The sequence below is a fragment of the Azoarcus sp. DN11 genome (assembly GCF_003628555.1).
GTDB lineage: Bacteria > Pseudomonadota > Gammaproteobacteria > Burkholderiales > Rhodocyclaceae > Aromatoleum.
The window spans coordinates 526,950-544,260 of the sequence record NZ_CP021731.1 but is presented as its reverse complement, the minus strand read 5'-3'; the positions used below and the strand labels follow the sequence as shown (position 1 = coordinate 544,260).

Genomic DNA, 17,311 nt, shown 5'->3' with positions numbered 1-17,311 from the left:
ACTGCTAAAGCGTCGCCTGCTCGACGAAATCCCCGGAGCCGGCAACGCCGGATAGCACCGGGGATTTTTGTTTTCAGGAGCAACGTATGAGCAAGGAATTCCTCTTCACTTCGGAATCGGTCTCGGAAGGCCACCCCGACAAGGTCGCGGACCAGGTGTCCGACGGCGTCCTCGACGCGATCCTCGCGGAAGACCCGAAGGCGCGCGTCGCCTGCGAGACGCTGGTGTCGACCGGCCTCGTCGTGATCTCGGGCGAGATCACCACCAGCGCGCATCCGAACTACCGCGAGATCGCGCAGGAAGTCATCCGCCGCATCGGCTACGACAACTCCGACATCGGCTTCGACTACAAGAGCTGCGCGGTGCTCGCCGCGATCAACCGCCAGTCGGCCGACATCGCCCAGGGCGTCAATGAAGGCGAAGGCCTGGATCTCGACCAGGGCGCGGGCGACCAGGGCCTGATGTTCGGCTACGCGTGCAACGAGACGCCGAGCCTGATGCCGCTGCCCATCTATTATGCCCACCGCATCATGCAGCGCCAGGCCGAGCTGCGCAAGGACGGCCGTCTCAACTGGCTGCGCCCGGACGCGAAGAGCCAGCTCACGGTGAAATACGTCGACGGCAAGCCGGTCGCGATCGACACCGTGGTCGTGTCGACGCAGCACAGCCCGGAGGTGTCGCACGCGCAGATCAGCGAGGCGGTGATCGAGGAGGTCATCAAGCCGGTGCTGCCGAAGGAGCTGATGCAGAACGAGGTGCGCTACCTCATCAACCCGACCGGCCGCTTCGTCATCGGCGGCCCGCACGGCGACTGCGGCCTCACCGGCCGCAAGATCATCGTCGACACCTACGGCGGCGCGGCCCACCACGGCGGCGGCGCGTTCTCCGGCAAGGACCCGTCCAAGGTCGACCGCTCGGCGGCCTACGCCGGCCGCTGGGTCGCGAAGAACATCGTCGCCGCAGGCCTCGCCGAGCGCTGCGAAGTGCAGGTCGCCTACGCGATCGGCGTCGCGAAGCCGGTGTCGATGATGGTCAACACCTTCGGCACCGGCAAGATCACCGACGAGAAGATCGTCGAACTGGTCCGGCGCCATTTCGACCTGCGGCCGAAGGCGATCATCCAGGAGCTCGACCTGCTGCGCCCGATCTACGGCAAGACCGCCGCCTATGGCCACTTCGGCCGCGACGAGCCGGAGTTTACGTGGGAGAACACCGACAAGGCCGCCGCGCTGCGCGCCGACGCCGGGCTGTAGGCCCCTCGCGGGACGCGCGCCGTCCCACCGCCCCGGCGCCCGCCGGGGCGGTCAGCGCCCGCGGGCGTCCGCACTCAGGGCAGCTGGGCCGGGTGGGTGAAGACGAAGTCCCGGTCCTTCACCGGCTGATGGCAATTGAAACACTCCTGCACGAAGTTCGCATCCGTGCCGTAAGGCTTCTGCGCCATGCCAACCCAGCGCGCGAACCCCCAGCCGCCGGTGGCGGGGTACTTGGCGCTGTCCTTGACCATGAATTCGGCATGCACGAAATCGCCCGGCGCAAGCGCCGTTTCCCAGCGGTCGTGCTTCACCCCCTTCCACACGAGCTTGGCGAGCACCGCGCCATCCGGCCACGGATTGGTCTTGCCTTCGCGCGCCGCCTTCACGGCAGCGTCGTTGCCGAGCACGGCACGCAGCGTCGTGTTGTCCGAGCGCTGATGCACCGCCAGCACCTGCCACTGGCGATAGCCTTCGGGGAGCGTGATGCCATTGGGGGCCGGCTCAACGGCAAAAGCCGATGTCGCGGCGCAAAACAGCGCGCCAACCAGCGCGGGGAATCGTTTGCTCATGGAAAATCCTCGTCGTCGGGGAAAAGCGTGCCCGCAGGTGCGGCGCACACTCAACTCAAACAGCCGACGAGCGCGAATTGTTCCCGGCAGGGAAAAAGTTTCAGCGGCGGCGCCGCGCCTGCGGGCTCACCGGGCCACGACCTTCGATGTGGCGAAACGTGATGCGCCCCTTGCTCAGGTCATAGGGCGACAGTTCCAGCGAAACCTTGTCGCCGCACAGAATGCGGATGTGGTGTTTGCGCATCTTGCCTGCGGAATACGCCACGAGGTCGTGACCGTTGTCGAGGGTCACACGGAATCGGGCATCGGGCAGGACCTCGGTCACCACTCCACCCATTTCGATCAGTTCTTCCTTGGCGATGATAGTTCTCCTTGGGAGTCGGAAAAAAGAAAAGGCCGGGCTTGTGCCAGGCCTTTGCGAATGCGTTCCGGAACGGACTCCGGATTCCCGGTCCCGTCGGGACCGGGGGCGCGGCATGCCCGCCGCGCCGGCGCGAACTTAGTCGGCCACGCGGATGTTCGACGCCTGCTGGCCCTTCGGGCCGGTCGTGACGTCGAAAGTGACGCGCTGACCTTCGGCCAGGGTCTTGAAGCCAGAGCCCTGAATCGCGGAAAAATGGGCGAAGAGATCGTCACCGCCGTTTTCCGGGGTGATGAAGCCGAAGCCCTTGGCGTCGTTGAACCACTTCACGGTACCTGCTGCCATGTCTTGAATATCCTGAAAAATAAAAGATTTGCCCTAAGGCGCGGGCGAGGATCAAGACGGCAGGATGCAGAGGAGGGAGTACCGCAGAAACAGCAGAAACCGGACCAGCAAACAACTGTGCTACTTGAAGATCGCTGGGGGCACTATGGACCGCATTGCCTCGTCTTGCAAACAAAATATGAATTTTTACACTTTTCACGGCACGCCGGGCACCGCGCGCGCCCGTCCTGTACACGGCTAGCAGCGCCTGACGCCGAGGGGCGCGAGAAGCCCGCAACGCCGAACCGCGAGCCCGCGGGATGCTCTAATATCCGTTTTCGCAACCCCATTCCGGATCGACCTCATGCTTCATTCCGCGCGTCGCTTCCCTGTCCTGCTGCTTTCGGGACTGCTGCTCGCCGGCTGCGCCTCCTCCCCCCCTCCTGCCGCCTACCGGGGCGAGAGCTTCTCGGCCGAATCGCCCTTCGTCACCTGGAGCACCCGCGACCCGGACGCCGCCTGCGAAGTGGCCAAGCGTGCGCTGCTGAGCCAGGGCTATCAGGTCGATGCGGTGAAGACCACGCGCATCAAGGGCGAAAAATTCTTCCTGCCGAAAGCCAACTACGGCATGACGCTCAACATCACGCTGGTGTGCCTGCCCAGCAACGTCGGCACCGCGATCTACGCGAACGCGCTGCAGACGCGCTACGAGCTGAAATCCTCGGCAACCAGCGCCGGCGTCGGCGTCGCGGGCATCGGATCCATTTCGCTGCCGTGGACCGCCGACAAGGAAGCGCTGATCAAGGTCGGCGAGGAAACGATCTCGGATCCGGACTTCTACAAGCGGCTCTTCAGCCTGATCGATTCGCTGCAGGGCAGCTGATCGGCGGCGCCTTGCGGCATCCGGCAGCACCTACGCTATAATCCGCCCTCGCCGAGGAGCGCTGCGAGACTCCCGTCCCAGGCTCGGCTATCCGGAACTGCGCTCACCTTAACCCGTGCCGGGCACGGGGTGACGAGGTGAGCCCACCCGCAGCACCCCTTCCCGGCCACACGTTCAAGGAGTTCACATGAACACTGTGGCTGAAACCTTCACCGATTACGTCGTCGCCGACCTCAAGCTCGCCGACTGGGGCCGCAAGGAAATCCGCATCGCGGAAACCGAGATGCCCGGTCTGATGGCGATCCGCGAGGAATTCGCCGCCGCCCAGCCGCTCAAGGGCGCGCGCATCACCGGCTCGCTGCACATGACGATCCAGACCGCGGTGCTGATCGAGACGCTGACCGCGCTCGGTGCCGAGGTGCGCTGGGCCTCGTGCAACATCTTCTCGACGCAGGACCACGCCGCGGCCGCGATCGCGGCCGAAGGCATTCCCGTCTTCGCGGTGAAGGGCGAAACGCTCGCCGACTACTGGGACTACACGCACCGCATCTTCGAATGGAAGGATGGCGTCTACTCCAACATGATCCTCGACGACGGCGGCGACGCGACGCTGCTGCTGCACCTCGGGGCACGCGCCGAGCAGGATCTTTCCGTGCTGGCGAAGCCGGGCTCCGAGGAAGAAACCATCCTCTTCGCCGCGATCCGCGCCAAGCTCGCGCAGGATCCGCGCTGGTACTCGACCCGCCTCGCGCAGGTGAAGGGCGTCACCGAGGAGACCACGACCGGCGTGCATCGCCTGTACCAGATGCACGAGCGCGGCGAGTTGAAGTTCCCGGCGATCAACGTCAATGACTCGGTCACCAAGTCCAAGTTCGACAACCTGTACGGCTGCCGCGAGTCGCTCGTCGACGGCATCAAGCGCGCGACCGACGTGATGGTCGCCGGCAAGGTTGCGCTGGTCGCGGGCTACGGCGACGTCGGCAAGGGTTCGGCGCAGGCGCTGCGCGCGCTCTCGGCGCAGGTGTGGGTCACCGAGATCGACCCGATCTGCGCGCTGCAGGCGGCGATGGAAGGCTACCGCGTGGTGACGATGGACTACGCCGCCGAACATGCCGACATCTTCGTCACCTGCACCGGCAACTACCACGTCATCACGCACGACCACATGGCGCGGATGAAGGACCAGGCGATCGTGTGCAACATCGGCCACTTCGACAACGAGATCGACGTCGCGTCGATCGAGAAGTACGAGTGGGAAGAGATCAAGCCGCAGGTCGACCACGTGATCTTCCCGGACGGGAAACGCATCATCCTGCTCGCCAAGGGCCGCCTCGTGAACCTCGGCTGCGCGACCGGCCACCCGAGCTACGTGATGAGCTCGTCGTTCGCGAACCAGACAATCGCGCAGATCGAACTGTACACGCGCACCGCGGACTACCCGGTGGGCGTGTACACGCTGCCCAAGCACCTCGACGAGAAGGTCGCGCGCCTGCAGCTGAAGAAGCTCAACGCGCAGCTCACCGAACTCACCGATGCGCAGGCGGCCTACATCGGCGTGTCAAAGCAGGGCCCGTACAAGTCGGCCCACTACCGCTACTGATCGGGGTGCGTCATGCACAAGCCTGAACTTTCGATCGAGTTCTTTCCGCCGCAGACGCCCGACGGCGAGGAGAAGCTGCGGGCGACGCGCGACAAGCTCGCGCGCCTCAAGCCCGCGTTCTTCTCGGTGACCTACGGCGCCGGCGGCTCGACGCGCGAGCGCACCTTCGCGACCGTGAAGGAGATCGCCGCGCAGGGCTTCGAGGCGGCACCGCACCTGTCGTGCATCGGCTCGACGCGCGCGGGCATCCGCGAGATCCTCGCCGACTACGCGGCCGCGGGCATCCGTCGCATCGTCGCGCTGCGCGGCGACCTGCCGTCGGGCGTGGGCGATCCGGGCGAGTTCCGCTACGCGAACGAGCTGGTGGAATTCATCCGCGCCGAAACCGGCGACCGCTTCCGCATCGAGGTTGCGGCCTACCCGGAATGGCACCCGCAGGCGAAGAGCCCGCGGGACGACCTGAAGGCGTTCAAGCGCAAGGCGGACGCGGGCGCGAATTCGGCGATCACGCAGTACTTCTACAATACCGACGCGTACCTGCATTTCGTCGATGAGGTGCGTGCGATGGGCGTCGACATCCCCATCGTGCCCGGGATCATGCCGATCGTCAGCTTCTACAAGCTGGCGCGCTTCTCGGACGCGTGCGGCGCGGAGCTTCCGCGCTGGATGCGCCGGAAGTTCGAGTCCTTCGGCGACGACACGGAGTCCATCCGCGCCTTCGGCCTCGATGTGGTGACCGAACTGTGCGAACGGCTGATCGCCGCCGGCGCCCCCGGCCTGCACTTCTACAGCATGAACCAGGCCGGCCTCACGACGGCCATCTGCGAGCGCCTCAGGCTCGTCTGAAACAACGGGCGCCTCCGCGCAGGCGGGGGCGCCCGGGTTCGCGCACGCAGCCGGACTCAGCTCCCCTGCACGTGCACGCTGCCGGCGATTTCCTGCAGGCAGTCGAGCACCTCCATGCTCGCGGCTTCCATCGCCGCGATGTCCTGCAGGCCGGACGGGTTGTCGCCCGACAGCAGGCGCTCGAGGCCGCGGCGGCCGCTCTCATGCACCCGCGCGTGCGGCGCTTCCAGACGCCGGAACGCCGGCAGCGACACGAAGCGCTTGCCCGCGCCGTCGTAATACCAGTGGCCGAGCCGGCACTTGTGGTGGTCGGAGAATTCGTCGGGGCGCTTGGCGGAATTGCCCGTGGCGACCTTGTAGACCTCCATCTTGTAGATCAGGTGGTCGAGCTTCGCCAGTTCGACGAAGCTGCGCACCGCGGCCCCCTCCATCGTGTCCGCCACCTCCTGCGACATGCCCACCAGCTCGGTCATGCTTTCCCGCGCGTGGCGCCCTTCCTCGGCGGCTTCCGCGGCCTTGCTCGCCAGCGCGTGGATCATTTCCTGCGTCTGGCCGGTTTCGCCCTGGATCGTGCCGACCAGCTCGGAAATCTCGTTCGTCGCCGACGCCGTGCGCTCGGCGAGCTTGCGCACCTCGTCGGCGACGACCGCGAAGCCGCGCCCCTGCTCGCCCGCGCGCGCGGCCTCGATCGCCGCATTGAGCGCGAGCAGGTTTGTCTGGTCCGCAATCTCGCGAATCAGGCGGACGATGCCGTCGATCTGGCCGGCGCGCTCGTTGAGCTGATGCACCGAAGCGACCGTGCCGTGGGTCTCCTCGGCGAGGAGGTCGAGATTCTTCGAGATCCGGTCGATCGTCGTTGCGCTGCCGCCTGCCGACGCCGTCGTCTTGCGGGCGACGTCCTGCTGCCGGCCGAGCCCCTCGGCCAGCTGGGCGAAGGTCCCCTGGACCGAGATCAGTGAATCGCCATAAGTCTTGAGGTTGCCGAACAGCGCATCGAGCATCGCCCGACGCTGCGTCGCCGCATCCGCCTCGTTACCCTGCTCCGCGAGCCGCGCCTCGAGCTCCGCCGAACGCGCGCGTTCGCGCTCCAGCGCCTCCCGGTTTGCCGCCAGCTCCTGCCTCAGGGCCGCGAGTTCGGCACCGCTTCCAAACCATCCCATGCTGCATTCCCCCTGCTGTCAGAGTGCATCGGTTCCGGCGCCGCTGACGCGCGCGCCGTCTCCCACGGTGGACATATCGGCAGGAATCTCACGCAGTTTAGTCGGGATCGAAATTCTTATTGACCGGTGCAAGACGGGCCTTCAGGACAGGCCGTGGCGACGCATCCACGCACGGAAGTCCGCCGTCGCCGCGGCGCCGCGCAGGCGCCCCAGGTGCAGCACCAGGTTCTCGACCATGGTGTGCGCCGCGATCGCAGCCATCACCTCCAGCCGGCCCTCGGCGCTGAGGCCGTGTTCGGCGAGCTTGCGGTCGATGTCGCAAAAATGGCGCGCCATGAGGCTGCGCGCCTCCTCCTCGCCGATGGCGAGCTCGCCGAAATCGATGTGATCCTCGGCTTCGATCTCGGCAATCAGGGATTCGACCGATTCTGGCGTCATGGCTCGACCTCGTGCACGGGGCGGGGACGTCCGGTTGGACCGCTCCCGCTCCGCGCGAGTTGCCGCGAACAGGCTTCAACGCCGCGCCATCACCAGCACGCCCGCGATCACCAGGGCCGCACCGGCGAGCTGCGACACGCCGAGCCCCTCGTCGAGCAGCAGCCAGCCGAGGAAAATCGTCACGACCGGCCCCAGCGAGCCCATCAGCGACACTGGCCCGGCGCCGAGGCGGCGGATCGCCTCCGACACCAGCCATACCGGGGCGACCGTGGACATCAGGGCCATCGTCGCGCCGAGCGCGTACACCTGCCAGGGCAGGTCGAGCGCGGAAACCGGCCGCAGCACGAGGAACTGCCCGATGCACAGCACGCACGCGACGCTGGTCGCAAACGCGGTCACGCGCATCGCCCCGAGCCGGCCGACGACCTGCCCGTTGCCCATCAGGTACAGCGCGTAGAAGAGCGCGCTGGCGAACACCAGGGCGCCGCCCGCGGCGACGTCGCGCGCCTCGCCAGCGACGTGGAGGTCGTGCCCGACCGCGAGGCCGATGCCCGCGTAGCACAACGCCAGCGCCGCGAGCGTGCGCCGGCCGATCGGTTTCGCGAGGAACAGCGCCGACAGGAGGATCACGAGGGTCGGATAGAGGAACAGGATCAGGCGTTCGAGCGCGGCGGTGATGTAGCGCAGGCCGAGGAAGTCGAGGTAGCTCGACAGGTAGTAGCCGGAGAAGCCCAGCGCCACCATCCACAGCCAGTCGCCGCCCCCCAGCCGGTGCGCGGCCCGCCGGTCGGCGACCTGCCCCATCACGAGGAAGAAGGGCAGCGACAGCCCCATGCGCAGGGCGAGCAGCGTCTCCGCGTCGACGCCGTAGCGGTACGCGAGCTTGACGAAGATCGCCTTGAACGAGAATCCGACCGCGCCGAGCGTCGCGAAGAGCAGCCCGGTGCGGTTCGGGGAGGGCCGGCCGCTCAGTTGCGGCGCCTCATCGGCGGCGTCCGCCCAGCAGCGAACCGAGCAGGCCGCGCACGATCTCGCGCCCGACCGAGCTGCTGATCGTGCGCACGACGGTCTTCGCCGCGACCTCGACCAGCCCCTCGTGTTTGCCGCCGCGCGGCCCGGTCGAGCCGAAGAGGATGTCGCTCATGCCGCCCAGCATGCCCCCGCCCTCCTGCCCTGCCGGCGCCTGTCCCGCCGGCGCACCCGTGGGCGTCCCGGCCGCGCCGGCGGCGCCCTGCCCGCGCAGCTTCTCGTAGGCCGATTCGCGGTCGAGCTGCTGCTCGTAGTGGCCGTACAGCACCGAGCCCTGGATCGCGGCCTTGCGCTCCTCGGGCGTCAGCGGGCCGAGGCGCGACGCGGGCGCGATCACGAACGCGCGCTCGACGACGTCCGGGCGGCCCTTGTCGTCGAGGAAGGACACCAGCGCCTCACCGACGCCCAGTTCGGTGATCGCGGTCGCGGCGTCGAACGCCGGGTTCGCGCGCATCGTCTCGGCGGCGGTCTTGACCGCCTTCTGGTCGCGCGGCGTGAAAGCGCGCAAGGCATGCTGCACACGGTTGCCGAGCTGACCGAGCACCGTCTCGGGCACGTCGAGCGGGTTCTGCGTCACGAAGTACACGCCGACACCCTTCGAGCGGATCAGGCGCACGACCTGCTCGACCTTCTCGACCAGCGCCTTCGGCGCGTCGCTGAACAGCAGGTGCGCCTCGTCGAAAAAGAACACCAGCTTGGGCTTGTCCATGTCGCCGACTTCGGGCAGCTGCTCGAAGAGCTCCGACAGCATCCACAGCAGGAAGGTCGAATACAGCTTGGGCGACTGGTAGAGCTTTTCCGCCGCGAGGATGTTGATCACGCCGCGGCCGTCGCCGTCGGCCTGGATCAGGTCGGCAAGGTCCAGCATCGGTTCGCCGAAGAAGCTGTCGCCGCCTTCCTGCTCCAGCGCCAGCAGGCCGCGCTGGATCGCGCCGATGGACGCCGCGGAGACGTTGCCGTATTCGGTCGTGAAGGACTTCGCGTTGTCGCCGACGTGCTGGATCATCGCCCGCAGGTCCTTCAGGTCGAGCAGCAGCAGGCCATTGTCGTCGGCGATCTTGAACACCAGCTGCAGCACGCCGGCCTGTGTGTCGTTGAGGTTCAACAGGCGCGCGATCAGCAGCGGCCCCATGTCGGAGATCGTCGCGCGCACGGGGTGCCCGCCTGCGCCGAAGACGTCCCAGAACACCACCGGGTTCGCGCGCGGCGTGTATTCGGTGATGCCCAGCGCGGCGAGGCGCTGCATCAGCTTCTCGGACGCGACACCCGCGGCGCCGGCCCCCGACAGGTCGCCCTTCACGTCGGCCATGAACACCGGCACGCCGATCGACGAGAAGGCCTCGGCCATCTTCTGCAGCGTCACGGTCTTGCCGGTACCGGTCGCGCCGGTGATGAGTCCGTGGCGGTTGGCCAGGCGGGGCAGCAGGGTGATGTCCTTCTGGGCGTTCTTTGCGATCAGCAGCGGTTCGGCCATTTCGGATGCCTCATGGGTGCGTTCAGGGCGGATTCGGTAAGCAGCGGCGCAATGCGCGCCGCTCAGGGCGGCGAGCGGAAATCGCACAGCGCGGCGCAGCGCTCGTAGGCGTCGTCGCACGCGGCCGCGCGCGGGGCGCAGGCGCGCAGCCGCTCGCCGCAGCCGCGTACGCAGGCGTTCCATTCGGGCTGCGCCGGGGTCGTCCGCGTGAGGATGCCGCGGGCGGCGGCCTGCGCAGCACACGCGCGCAGCGCGAAGGTCCGCGACGGCCCCGGGATGCGCTCCCACTCGTCGGCGGAGAACTGCAGGTCGCGTTCGAGCGCGTCGATGCGCGCCGCATCGAGCAGCCCCGAGCGCCGCAAGGACTCCAGCCCGTGGCAGTCCGCGCGCCGCGCGTCGGCTTCCGAGCGCGCGCCGGCGAGCGGCAGGCCGAGGTTGTGGCGGGCGCATTCGTGCGCGAACAGGAACAGGCGCGACTCCGGTGTCAGGCGCGGCAAGATCGCCTCGTTGTAGCGGATCTCCGGCGTGCGCCCCGCACGACTCGCCACCACCCGTTCGAGCGAGGGATCGCTCACCGCGGCCACGCTGCGGCCTTCCGCATCGGTACAGCCGAAGTACAGGGTCTGCTCCTGCGCATGCACCCCTCCCCCCGCGCATAGTTGCGCGAGAACCGCGCCCAGCAAGAGCCTGCGCCGCATCGTCTCTCCCTTCGCATCGCGCCGTCGCTTCACGCCGGCCCTCCGGCATGCGCGGTCGCAAATAATGACGGGAATCTACCAGAGCCGGCCACTGCCGGAACAGCCCGCAAGCAGTTAGGTCGGGGGCAGCGCGCCTGTATAATGCCCGCGGTTCTGTTCATTCAACGCCACCCGGCAGGATTCGAGGTTTTTATGGCTGGTCATTCCAAATGGGCCAACATCCAGCACCGCAAGGGCCGTCAGGACGCCAAGCGGGGCAAGATTTTCACCAAGCTGATCAAGGAAATCACCGTCGCCGCGCGCATGGGCGGGGGCGACCCGAACTTCAACCCGCGCCTGCGCCTCGCGGTCGATAGCGCGAAGACGCAGAACATGCCGGGCGAGAACATCGACCGCGCGATCAAGCGCGGCACGGGCGAACTCGAAGGCGTGAGCTACGAGGAAGTACGCTACGAAGGCTACGGCATCGCCGGCGCCGCGGTGATGGTCGACTGCCTCACCGACAACAAGACCCGCACCGTCGCCGACGTGCGCCACGCCTTCTCCAAGTACGGCGGCAACATGGGCACCGACGGCTGCGTCGCGTTCCAGTTCAAGCACTGCGGCCAGTTGATGTTCGCCCCGGGCACGAGCGAGGACGCGCTGATGGAAGCCGCGCTCGAAGCCGGCGCCGAGGACGTGATCCCCAACGACGACGGCTCGATCGAGGTCGTCACGGCCCCGTACGAGTTCTCCGCGGTGAAGGAGGCGCTCGAGAAGGCCGGCTTCAAGGTCGAGTTCGGCGAAGTGACGATGAAGCCGCTGAACGAGACCGAACTCACCGGCGACGACTCCGTGCGCATGCAGAAGCTGCTCGACGCCCTCGAGTCGCTCGACGACGTGCAGAACGTCTATACGTCGGCAGTGCTGGACGACGAGGAATAAGCCTCCCGCCTCACCATCACCGCAAGCAGGGCCGCCGCAAGGCGGCCCTGTGCATTTTTGCCCCTGTACTTCGGCATCCGCTCGGCAATATCGGTCACACACAGGTAGTATCGTGCACTTTCGACCTGTCCGCCGCCGACCGATGCCCCCACAGCCTTCCCGCCTCACCGCCGCGGCCCCGCTGCTGTTCGTGCTGCTGTGGAGTACCGGCTTCCTCGGCGCGAAGTTCGGCCTGCCCTACGCGGAGCCGCTGACCTTCCTGAGCACGCGCTACGTGCTCGTGATCACGCTGATGGGTGCGCTGGCGCTGGCCATGCGCGCACCCTGGCCGCGCGACTGGCGCCAGGTCGCGCACATCGGCATCGCCGGCCTGCTGGTGCAGGCAACCTATCTGGGTGGCGTGTTCATGTCGATCCACCGCGGCCTGCCTGCGGGCGTCTCCGCGCTGGTGGTCGGCATGCAGCCGCTGCTGACTGCGCTCGGTGCCGGCTGGCTGCTGCGCGAGCGCGTAACGCGACGCCAGTGGGCAGGCCTCGCGCTGGGTTTCATCGGGGTCACGCTGGTCGTCAGCAACAAGGTCGGCGCGGGCAACGGCACCACCGCCGGGGTCGGCTGGATGCTGATGCCGGCACTGGCGGCGCTGGTCGGGATCACCGTCGGCACGCTGTACCAGAAGCGCTTCTGCCCGAGCTTCGACCTGCGCACCGGCTCGGTGGTGCAGTTCATCCCCAGCCTGGCCGTCACCGCCTTGCTCGCCAGCCGCACCGAGACGATGCATGTCGCCTGGAGCGGCGACTTCGTCTTCGCCCTGCTGTGGCTCGTGCTGGTGCTGTCGCTGGGCGCAATCAGCCTGCTCAACCTGCTGATCCGCAGCGGCAGCGCGGTGAACGTCGCGAGCCTGTTCTACCTGACCCCGCCCACCACCGCGCTGCTGGCCTGGCTGCTGTTCGGCGAGACGCTGACGGGGCTCGCGCTCGTCGGCATGGCCGTGGCGGTGGCCGGCGTGTGGCTCGCGCGCAAGACCTGACACGGCCAGCCGAAAAACCGCAATGCCATCGCCCGATCGCGCCCGATGCCGGCACGATCGCGACAGGTTTTCCTTCGCCACGTGGCGGCGCGTTTCCTCCGGTGACGATTAGGTGATTTCCACAATGCGGAAATTCACACTACCCAGAAAAGGAGCTTATGGAAAAAATCGCGCCACAAATGGAGGAGAAAACTGTGGCAAAAACACCGCTTTACCGTTCGCTGTATTTCCAGGTCATCGTCGCCATCGTCGTCGGCGTGCTGCTCGGGCACTTCTACCCGGAGACCGGCGCGGCCATGAAGCCGCTGGGTGACGGTTTCATCAAGCTGATCAAGATGATCATCGCCCCGATCATCTTCTGCACCGTCGTCGTCGGCATCGCCGGCATGGAGGACATGAAGAAGGTCGGCAAGACTGGCGGCCTCGCGCTGCTTTACTTCGAGGTTGTCAGCACCATCGCGCTGATCATCGGCCTCGTGATCGTCAACGTCCTCCATCCGGGCGCCGGCATGAACATCGATCCGACGACGCTCGACACGAAGGCGCTCGCCGCCTACACCGATCCGAAGAAGATGCAGGGCACCGTCGAGTTCCTGCTCAACGTGATCCCGACGACCGTCTTCGACGCCTTCGCGAAAGGCGAGATCCTGCAGGTGCTGCTGTTCTCCGTGATGTTCGGCTTCGCGCTACACAAGTTCGGCGGCCGCGGCACACTGGTGTTCGACTTCATCGAGAAGTTCTCGCACGTGCTGTTCGGCATCGTCGGTTACATCATGAAAGCCGCCCCCATCGGCGCATTCGGCGCGATGGCGTTCACGATCGGCAAGCACGGCGTCAGCGCCCTCGCCCAGCTCGGGATGCTGATGGGCACCTTCTACCTGACCTGCATCGTGTTCATCTTCGGCGTGCTGGGCCTGATCGCCCGCGTGCACGGCTTCTCGGTCGTGAAGCTGATCGCCTACATCAAGGAAGAGCTGCTGATCGTGCTCGGCACCTCGTCGTCGGAATCGGCGCTGCCGCGCCTCATGGCGAAGATGGAGAACCTAGGCTGCAAGAAGTCGACCGTCGGCCTCGTGATCCCGACCGGCTACTCGTTCAACCTCGACGGCACCTCGATCTACCTGACGATGGCGGCCGTGTTCATCGCGCAGGCGACCAACACCCCGCTCGACATCACGCAGCAGGTCACGCTGCTCGCCGTCCTGCTCCTGACGTCGAAGGGCGCGGCCGGCGTCACCGGCAGCGGCTTCATCGTGCTCGCCGCGACCCTGTCGGCCGTGGGCGGCGTGCCGGTCGCCGGCCTCGCGCTGATCCTCGGCATCGACCGCTTCATGTCGGAAGCGCGCGCGCTGACCAACCTGATCGGCAACAGCGTCGCGACGGTCGTGGTGGCGAAGTGGTGCAAGGACGTGGACATGAAGGCACTCAACGCCCACCTCAACAACGAGACGCTCGACGAAGCCGACACCCCCGAGGCCGTGCTCGACCTGCAGGACGCGCACATGGACGTGCGCCCGGCCGTGGCGAAAGTGGCACAGCCGGCCGAACTGCCGCAAGCCGCCCCTGCCCACGCGTAAGCACTCCTCCGGTGGCCGTTCCGCGGCCGCCACGATGAAAATCGGCCCGCCGGCAGATGTCGGCGGGCCGATTGTTTTTCATGCGGCGCTCGGGGCCGGGGCGCCGGCCCGCGATCCGCTCAACCGGGCAGCAGCACGCCCGAGTTGCGGATGGCCTTCTGGTACTCGGTCGTCGATTCGTCGATGGTCTTGAGCGCACCTTCGAACTCGTTGCGCCTGGCCTGGGCATCGGCTTCGGTGCGCAGCTTCGCGGCGCGGTCGAGCATGTCCTTGAGGCGCGCTTCGCGCGCATTGCCGTTCTGCACCAGCATGGGGATCAGCATGCGGTAGGTCTCGTTGCGATCCTGCTCGTAGCGGTATTCGTCACCCTTGCTGTCGAACTGCAGCGTACGCACCAGCGTCTCGCCGCCGCGCAGGCGTTCGATCTGGACCTTGGTGCGCAGGTAGGCGTGGTCGAGAATCGCGCGGCCGCGTCTGGCGTTGCCGGCGCGTTCGGTATCGGCATCGCGCATCAGCTTGTCGATGACCTGCACCTCGGCCCGGCCCTTGTCGTCGTTCTTTTCGTCGGCGATGCGGGCCAGCGCGTCACGCAGCGCCTGCGTCGACTCCTTGCGTGCGGCATAGTCCTTCTGTTCCCGCGGATCGGGCGTGTCTTGTCCGGCTGCGGACGACGCGGATTTGGCGGCCGGCGGCGCCGATTTCACCATGTCGGCGATCGCCAGCTTGGCCGCCAGATAGGCGTCATCGAGCATCAGGCGCGCATCGACGATCCTGCCGTCGGCCGCCGCGGCTTCCGCCTGCTTGATCTTGGCGTCGTTGTCCTGCACCACGCGCGAGTTGTCGACCTTCCTCTGCTCGCTGACGCGCTTGAGCGCCTTGTTGAGCTCCCTGGCGCTGTCGAGCAAGCGCGGAAAGGCGCTTTTCATCCGTGCTTCCTCGGCAGCCACAACGCGGGCCGACTGCACGTCCGCAAGCACGTCGGCCGTCGCCAGCAGACCGGCAGACGCGATCAGCGCAGCTCCGAGCGCATGTTTCGATCTGTTTTTCATGATTTTTCCCCTCGTCTTGGGTATCCAGAGCCCGGCCTTGCCCGCTCCGGGCCTCCCGGAGCATCAATCCGGAAACGGGGTGGCCGCACCACTCATGTTGCCAGTCTAGCTCATTGACCATGACACAGTCGTGGATTTGATCGGGGCGGGGAGAGGTGCCGGGCCGCTGGCGACCGTCGGGGAAAAGCGGCGCCACGCCCGCCAGGCCGCGGGATACGCCACGGCCGGCGGGCGCACGTTGCAGCGACGGGCGCGCGGGAAACGGCCCGTCGTGCGCAGGTCAGAATCCGAGACTGAGACCCGCCTGCAGCGCCCAGGCGCGCACGTTGTCCTGGGCGATGCGGGTCGACAGCGCCAGGTTGCCGCTCAGTGCCGGCGAGAACTTGGCGCCGACGCCGACCGCCGCCGTTCCCCAGGTGCGCTCGGGCGCGAAGGCCGGCAGCGCGAAGCTGTTGGCCGGCAGGCTGACGAGGTTGGCGCGCACCGTGCGGTCGTTGTCCTCGAAATCGTGGTTGAGGGCGACGCGTGCGTAGGGCAGGTAGCGGCCGAGGTCCCAGCTCGCCTGATAGCCGATGTTGCCGACAAGGGAATCGCGGTCCTGGCTGCGAAAGGCCATCGTCGTGGAGGACTGCCCCTTCTCGGTGAAGCCGTCGACTTCGACCTGCTGCAGATGCACGCCGGCGGTCGGGCCGTGACGCAGCGCGCCGGCGCTGAAGTCGTAGCCGGCCTGCACCCCGAGCGAGACGTTCGTGCCCGACGTGGAGCCTCTCATCGTGCGCTGCGCCGCGCCGAGCGTGACATCGCGCCGGGTGTCGTAGTCGATGTTGCCGAAGGCGCCGATGGCGGTCGCATGCAGCGGGCCGTTGCGGTAGCCGGCGTACACCGCGACGGTCTGCTCGCGCTGTTCGTAGTCGCCGCCATCGCGGGCGAAGTCGGCGTCGAGCGTGGCGAGACTGACCGCCGCGCCGACGCTGAGCGAAGGCGTCACCCAGGTATCGACGCCGACGGCGAGATCGTAGGGATTGCCGCTGGCGCCGGGGACGGACTCGCTCGACGAATGCTTCAGGCGCCCGCCGCCGAGGCTCGCCCACACGTTGCGTCCGCTCTGCCCGCGCGCCCAGGCGCCGAGCGCGAGCTGGTCCTGCACCGTGGTGTAGAGCGCCTCACGCGTGTACAGGGGCGATTCGGCGAGCTGCGACACCGCGCCTGGCGCACGCAGCACGCTCAGCGCGTACTCGGCGATCACGCGGTGGCCGGCAGTCGTCGGATGCACGTCGTCGGCGAACAGGAAGCTCCGGTCGGCGCCGGGCGCGATGAAATCGGCGGACGTGCACAGCAGCGCCGGCGTCGCCCCGCAGGCGGGAACCGTCACGTTCGCGAAGCCGTAGCGTGCCGGATCGGCACCGACCTCGCGCAGCAGCGAGAAGGTATCGAGCGGAATCACCTGGATGCGGGCGGCGGCGAGCCCGCCGAACAGCACCTGGTTGTAGGCGCCGACGAGCGCGGTGACGCCCGCGGCATTGACCGGCCCCAGCGAGGCGCCGAAGGGTGTGGCGCCGACATCGGGCAGGTTCGGCACGAGGATGTAGCGCGCACCGGCGGCCTGCAGGGAGCCGACGGCCGCCACTTCGTCACGGGCAGCCGTGACGACGCCGACCAGCGGGGTGGAACTTTGGAGCGCCACGAAGAGGTCGTTGGCGCCGCCCCAGACGGAATAGAGGGCGCCGGGGTCGGCGCGCCCGCCGTTCGCGGCGAGATGGGCCGCGATCTGACTGCGGACCGGCGTGGCTAAGCGGGTCGGATTCTGGTCGGGAAAACCGGGCAGGGACGTGATGCGCGCGCCCCCCGCTGCGAAGTTCGTCCCCCCCGCCACGGCCGGCCTCGCGCCGGTGCCGAGCGCGGCGGCGAGGTTCTCGCTCCACACCGGCCCCGGATTGGTCGTGAAGCGCCCGGCTCCCGGCGGCAGGAAGGCGGAGAAAGTCCCGGCGTCGCTCAGGCTGTCGCCAAAGAAGATCGTGCTACTGAAATCGGCGGCGAGGGCGCTCGCGCTGAATGCCGCCGAGACGGCCATGCCGAGCAGTGCGGGTCTGATCATCGGG

Annotated in this window: 17 protein-coding genes, 1 pseudogene and 1 riboswitch; of the genes and pseudogenes, 7 read left to right on the top strand and 11 right to left on the bottom strand. The window is 67.6% G+C overall.

Annotation, left to right across the window (positions count from 1 at the left end; genetic code table 11):
* Positions 1-86: 86 nt before the first annotated feature.
* Positions 87-1,253: a methionine adenosyltransferase gene (gene metK / locus CDA09_RS02405; RefSeq protein ID WP_121427161.1), complete on the top strand. Its 1,167-nt coding sequence runs from the start codon at positions 87-89 to the stop codon at positions 1,251-1,253.
* 74 nt (positions 1,254-1,327) lie between these two features.
* On the opposite strand, the gene CDA09_RS02400 is transcribed toward metK, so the two are convergent.
* The 3 genes from CDA09_RS02400 to CDA09_RS02390 form a co-directional block, all read right to left on the bottom strand.
* Positions 1,328-1,822, bottom strand: coding sequence for a cytochrome P460 family protein (locus CDA09_RS02400; protein WP_121427160.1), 495 nt, complete (start codon positions 1,820-1,822; stop codon positions 1,328-1,330).
* Positions 1,823-1,922: 100 nt separating this feature from the next.
* Positions 1,923-2,183, bottom strand: coding sequence for a translation initiation factor IF-1 (infA, locus tag CDA09_RS02395; protein ID WP_121430700.1), 261 nt, complete (start codon positions 2,181-2,183; stop codon positions 1,923-1,925).
* Between the two features lie 138 nt (positions 2,184-2,321).
* Positions 2,322-2,528 carry a cold-shock protein gene (locus CDA09_RS02390; protein ID WP_121427159.1) on the bottom strand — a complete coding sequence of 69 codons (207 nt, stop codon included), beginning with the start codon at positions 2,526-2,528 and terminating at the stop codon, positions 2,322-2,324.
* A 343-nt stretch (positions 2,529-2,871) separates the two neighbouring features.
* Here CDA09_RS02390 and CDA09_RS02385 point away from each other — a divergent pair, with 343 nt between their 5' ends.
* The 3 genes from CDA09_RS02385 (at position 2,872) to metF (ending at position 5,836) form a co-directional block, all read left to right on the top strand.
* Positions 2,872-3,390 carry a DUF2242 domain-containing protein gene (locus CDA09_RS02385; protein WP_121427158.1) on the top strand — a complete coding sequence of 173 codons (519 nt, stop codon included), beginning with the start codon at positions 2,872-2,874 and terminating at the stop codon, positions 3,388-3,390.
* A gap of 47 nt (positions 3,391-3,437) precedes the next feature.
* A riboswitch (S-adenosyl-L-homocysteine riboswitch) is annotated at positions 3,438-3,502 on the top strand.
* A 75-nt stretch (positions 3,503-3,577) separates the two neighbouring features.
* Positions 3,578-4,990: an adenosylhomocysteinase gene (gene ahcY / locus CDA09_RS02380; protein WP_121427157.1), complete on the top strand. Its 1,413-nt coding sequence runs from the start codon at positions 3,578-3,580 to the stop codon at positions 4,988-4,990.
* Between the two features lie 12 nt (positions 4,991-5,002).
* On the top strand, positions 5,003-5,836 hold the full coding sequence (gene metF, locus CDA09_RS02375; RefSeq protein ID WP_121427156.1) for a methylenetetrahydrofolate reductase [NAD(P)H]: 834 nt from the start codon (positions 5,003-5,005) through the stop codon (positions 5,834-5,836).
* Between the two features lie 56 nt (positions 5,837-5,892).
* Here metF and CDA09_RS23805 read toward each other — a convergent pair whose 3' ends face one another.
* The 6 genes and pseudogenes from CDA09_RS23805 to CDA09_RS02350 form a co-directional block, all read right to left on the bottom strand.
* Positions 5,893-6,204 (bottom strand): CZB domain-containing protein, encoded by a 312-nt coding sequence (locus CDA09_RS23805; RefSeq protein WP_502697099.1) that lies wholly within the window; start codon positions 6,202-6,204, stop codon positions 5,893-5,895.
* A 108-nt stretch (positions 6,205-6,312) separates the two neighbouring features.
* Positions 6,313-6,609 (bottom strand): annotated as a pseudogene (locus CDA09_RS23800) (methyl-accepting chemotaxis protein); the annotation flags it as partial.
* Positions 6,610-7,137: 528 nt separating this feature from the next.
* Entirely contained in the window at positions 7,138-7,434 is a 297-nt protein-coding gene (locus CDA09_RS02365; RefSeq protein WP_121427154.1) for a hypothetical protein, read from the bottom strand.
* Between the two features lie 75 nt (positions 7,435-7,509).
* A complete protein-coding gene (locus tag CDA09_RS02360) occupies positions 7,510-8,328 on the bottom strand; it encodes a DMT family transporter (RefSeq protein ID WP_353616652.1) in 819 nt (272 codons plus the stop codon).
* Between the two features lie 88 nt (positions 8,329-8,416).
* Positions 8,417-9,937 carry a helicase HerA-like domain-containing protein gene (locus CDA09_RS02355; RefSeq protein WP_121427152.1) on the bottom strand — a complete coding sequence of 507 codons (1,521 nt, stop codon included), beginning with the start codon at positions 9,935-9,937 and terminating at the stop codon, positions 8,417-8,419.
* Positions 9,938-9,999: 62 nt separating this feature from the next.
* Positions 10,000-10,668, bottom strand: a complete 669-nt coding sequence (locus CDA09_RS02350) for a hypothetical protein (RefSeq protein WP_286164356.1) — start codon at positions 10,666-10,668, stop codon at positions 10,000-10,002.
* A gap of 159 nt (positions 10,669-10,827) precedes the next feature.
* Between CDA09_RS02350 and CDA09_RS02345 the strand changes: the two genes are divergently transcribed.
* From CDA09_RS02345 to CDA09_RS02335, 3 genes are all read left to right on the top strand, one after another.
* Positions 10,828-11,559: a YebC/PmpR family DNA-binding transcriptional regulator gene (locus CDA09_RS02345; RefSeq protein ID WP_121427150.1), complete on the top strand. Its 732-nt coding sequence runs from the start codon at positions 10,828-10,830 to the stop codon at positions 11,557-11,559.
* A gap of 142 nt (positions 11,560-11,701) precedes the next feature.
* Entirely contained in the window at positions 11,702-12,586 is an 885-nt protein-coding gene (locus tag CDA09_RS02340; protein ID WP_121427149.1) for a DMT family transporter, read from the top strand.
* A gap of 194 nt (positions 12,587-12,780) precedes the next feature.
* Positions 12,781-14,163: a dicarboxylate/amino acid:cation symporter gene (locus tag CDA09_RS02335; RefSeq protein WP_217351278.1), complete on the top strand. Its 1,383-nt coding sequence runs from the start codon at positions 12,781-12,783 to the stop codon at positions 14,161-14,163.
* Between the two features lie 119 nt (positions 14,164-14,282).
* On the opposite strand, the gene CDA09_RS02330 is transcribed toward CDA09_RS02335, so the two are convergent.
* Positions 14,283-15,212: a hypothetical protein gene (locus CDA09_RS02330; RefSeq protein ID WP_121427147.1), complete on the bottom strand. Its 930-nt coding sequence runs from the start codon at positions 15,210-15,212 to the stop codon at positions 14,283-14,285.
* A gap of 280 nt (positions 15,213-15,492) precedes the next feature.
* Positions 15,493-17,307 carry an autotransporter domain-containing protein gene (locus tag CDA09_RS02325; RefSeq protein ID WP_121427146.1) on the bottom strand — a complete coding sequence of 605 codons (1,815 nt, stop codon included), beginning with the start codon at positions 17,305-17,307 and terminating at the stop codon, positions 15,493-15,495.
* Positions 17,308-17,311 lie beyond the last annotated feature (4 nt).

Coding starts and splice junctions, on each gene's coding strand:
- metK (WP_121427161.1), top strand. CDS start 87: ATGAGCAAGGAATTCCTCTTCACTTCGGAATCGGTCTCGGAAGGCCAC.
- CDA09_RS02400 (WP_121427160.1), bottom strand. CDS start 1,822: ATGAGCAAACGATTCCCCGCGCTGGTTGGCGCGCTGTTTTGCGCCGCG.
- CDA09_RS02390 (WP_121427159.1), bottom strand. CDS start 2,528: ATGGCAGCAGGTACCGTGAAGTGGTTCAACGACGCCAAGGGCTTCGGC.
- CDA09_RS02385 (WP_121427158.1), top strand. CDS start 2,872: ATGCTTCATTCCGCGCGTCGCTTCCCTGTCCTGCTGCTTTCGGGACTG.
- ahcY (WP_121427157.1), top strand. CDS start 3,578: ATGAACACTGTGGCTGAAACCTTCACCGATTACGTCGTCGCCGACCTC.
- metF (WP_121427156.1), top strand. CDS start 5,003: ATGCACAAGCCTGAACTTTCGATCGAGTTCTTTCCGCCGCAGACGCCC.
- CDA09_RS23805 (WP_502697099.1), bottom strand. CDS start 6,204: ATGGAGGTCTACAAGGTCGCCACGGGCAATTCCGCCAAGCGCCCCGAC.
- CDA09_RS02365 (WP_121427154.1), bottom strand. CDS start 7,434: ATGACGCCAGAATCGGTCGAATCCCTGATTGCCGAGATCGAAGCCGAG.
- CDA09_RS02355 (WP_121427152.1), bottom strand. CDS start 9,937: ATGGCCGAACCGCTGCTGATCGCAAAGAACGCCCAGAAGGACATCACC.
- CDA09_RS02345 (WP_121427150.1), top strand. CDS start 10,828: ATGGCTGGTCATTCCAAATGGGCCAACATCCAGCACCGCAAGGGCCGT.
- CDA09_RS02340 (WP_121427149.1), top strand. CDS start 11,702: ATGCCCCCACAGCCTTCCCGCCTCACCGCCGCGGCCCCGCTGCTGTTC.
- CDA09_RS02330 (WP_121427147.1), bottom strand. CDS start 15,212: ATGAAAAACAGATCGAAACATGCGCTCGGAGCTGCGCTGATCGCGTCT.
- CDA09_RS02325 (WP_121427146.1), bottom strand. CDS start 17,307: ATGATCAGACCCGCACTGCTCGGCATGGCCGTCTCGGCGGCATTCAGC.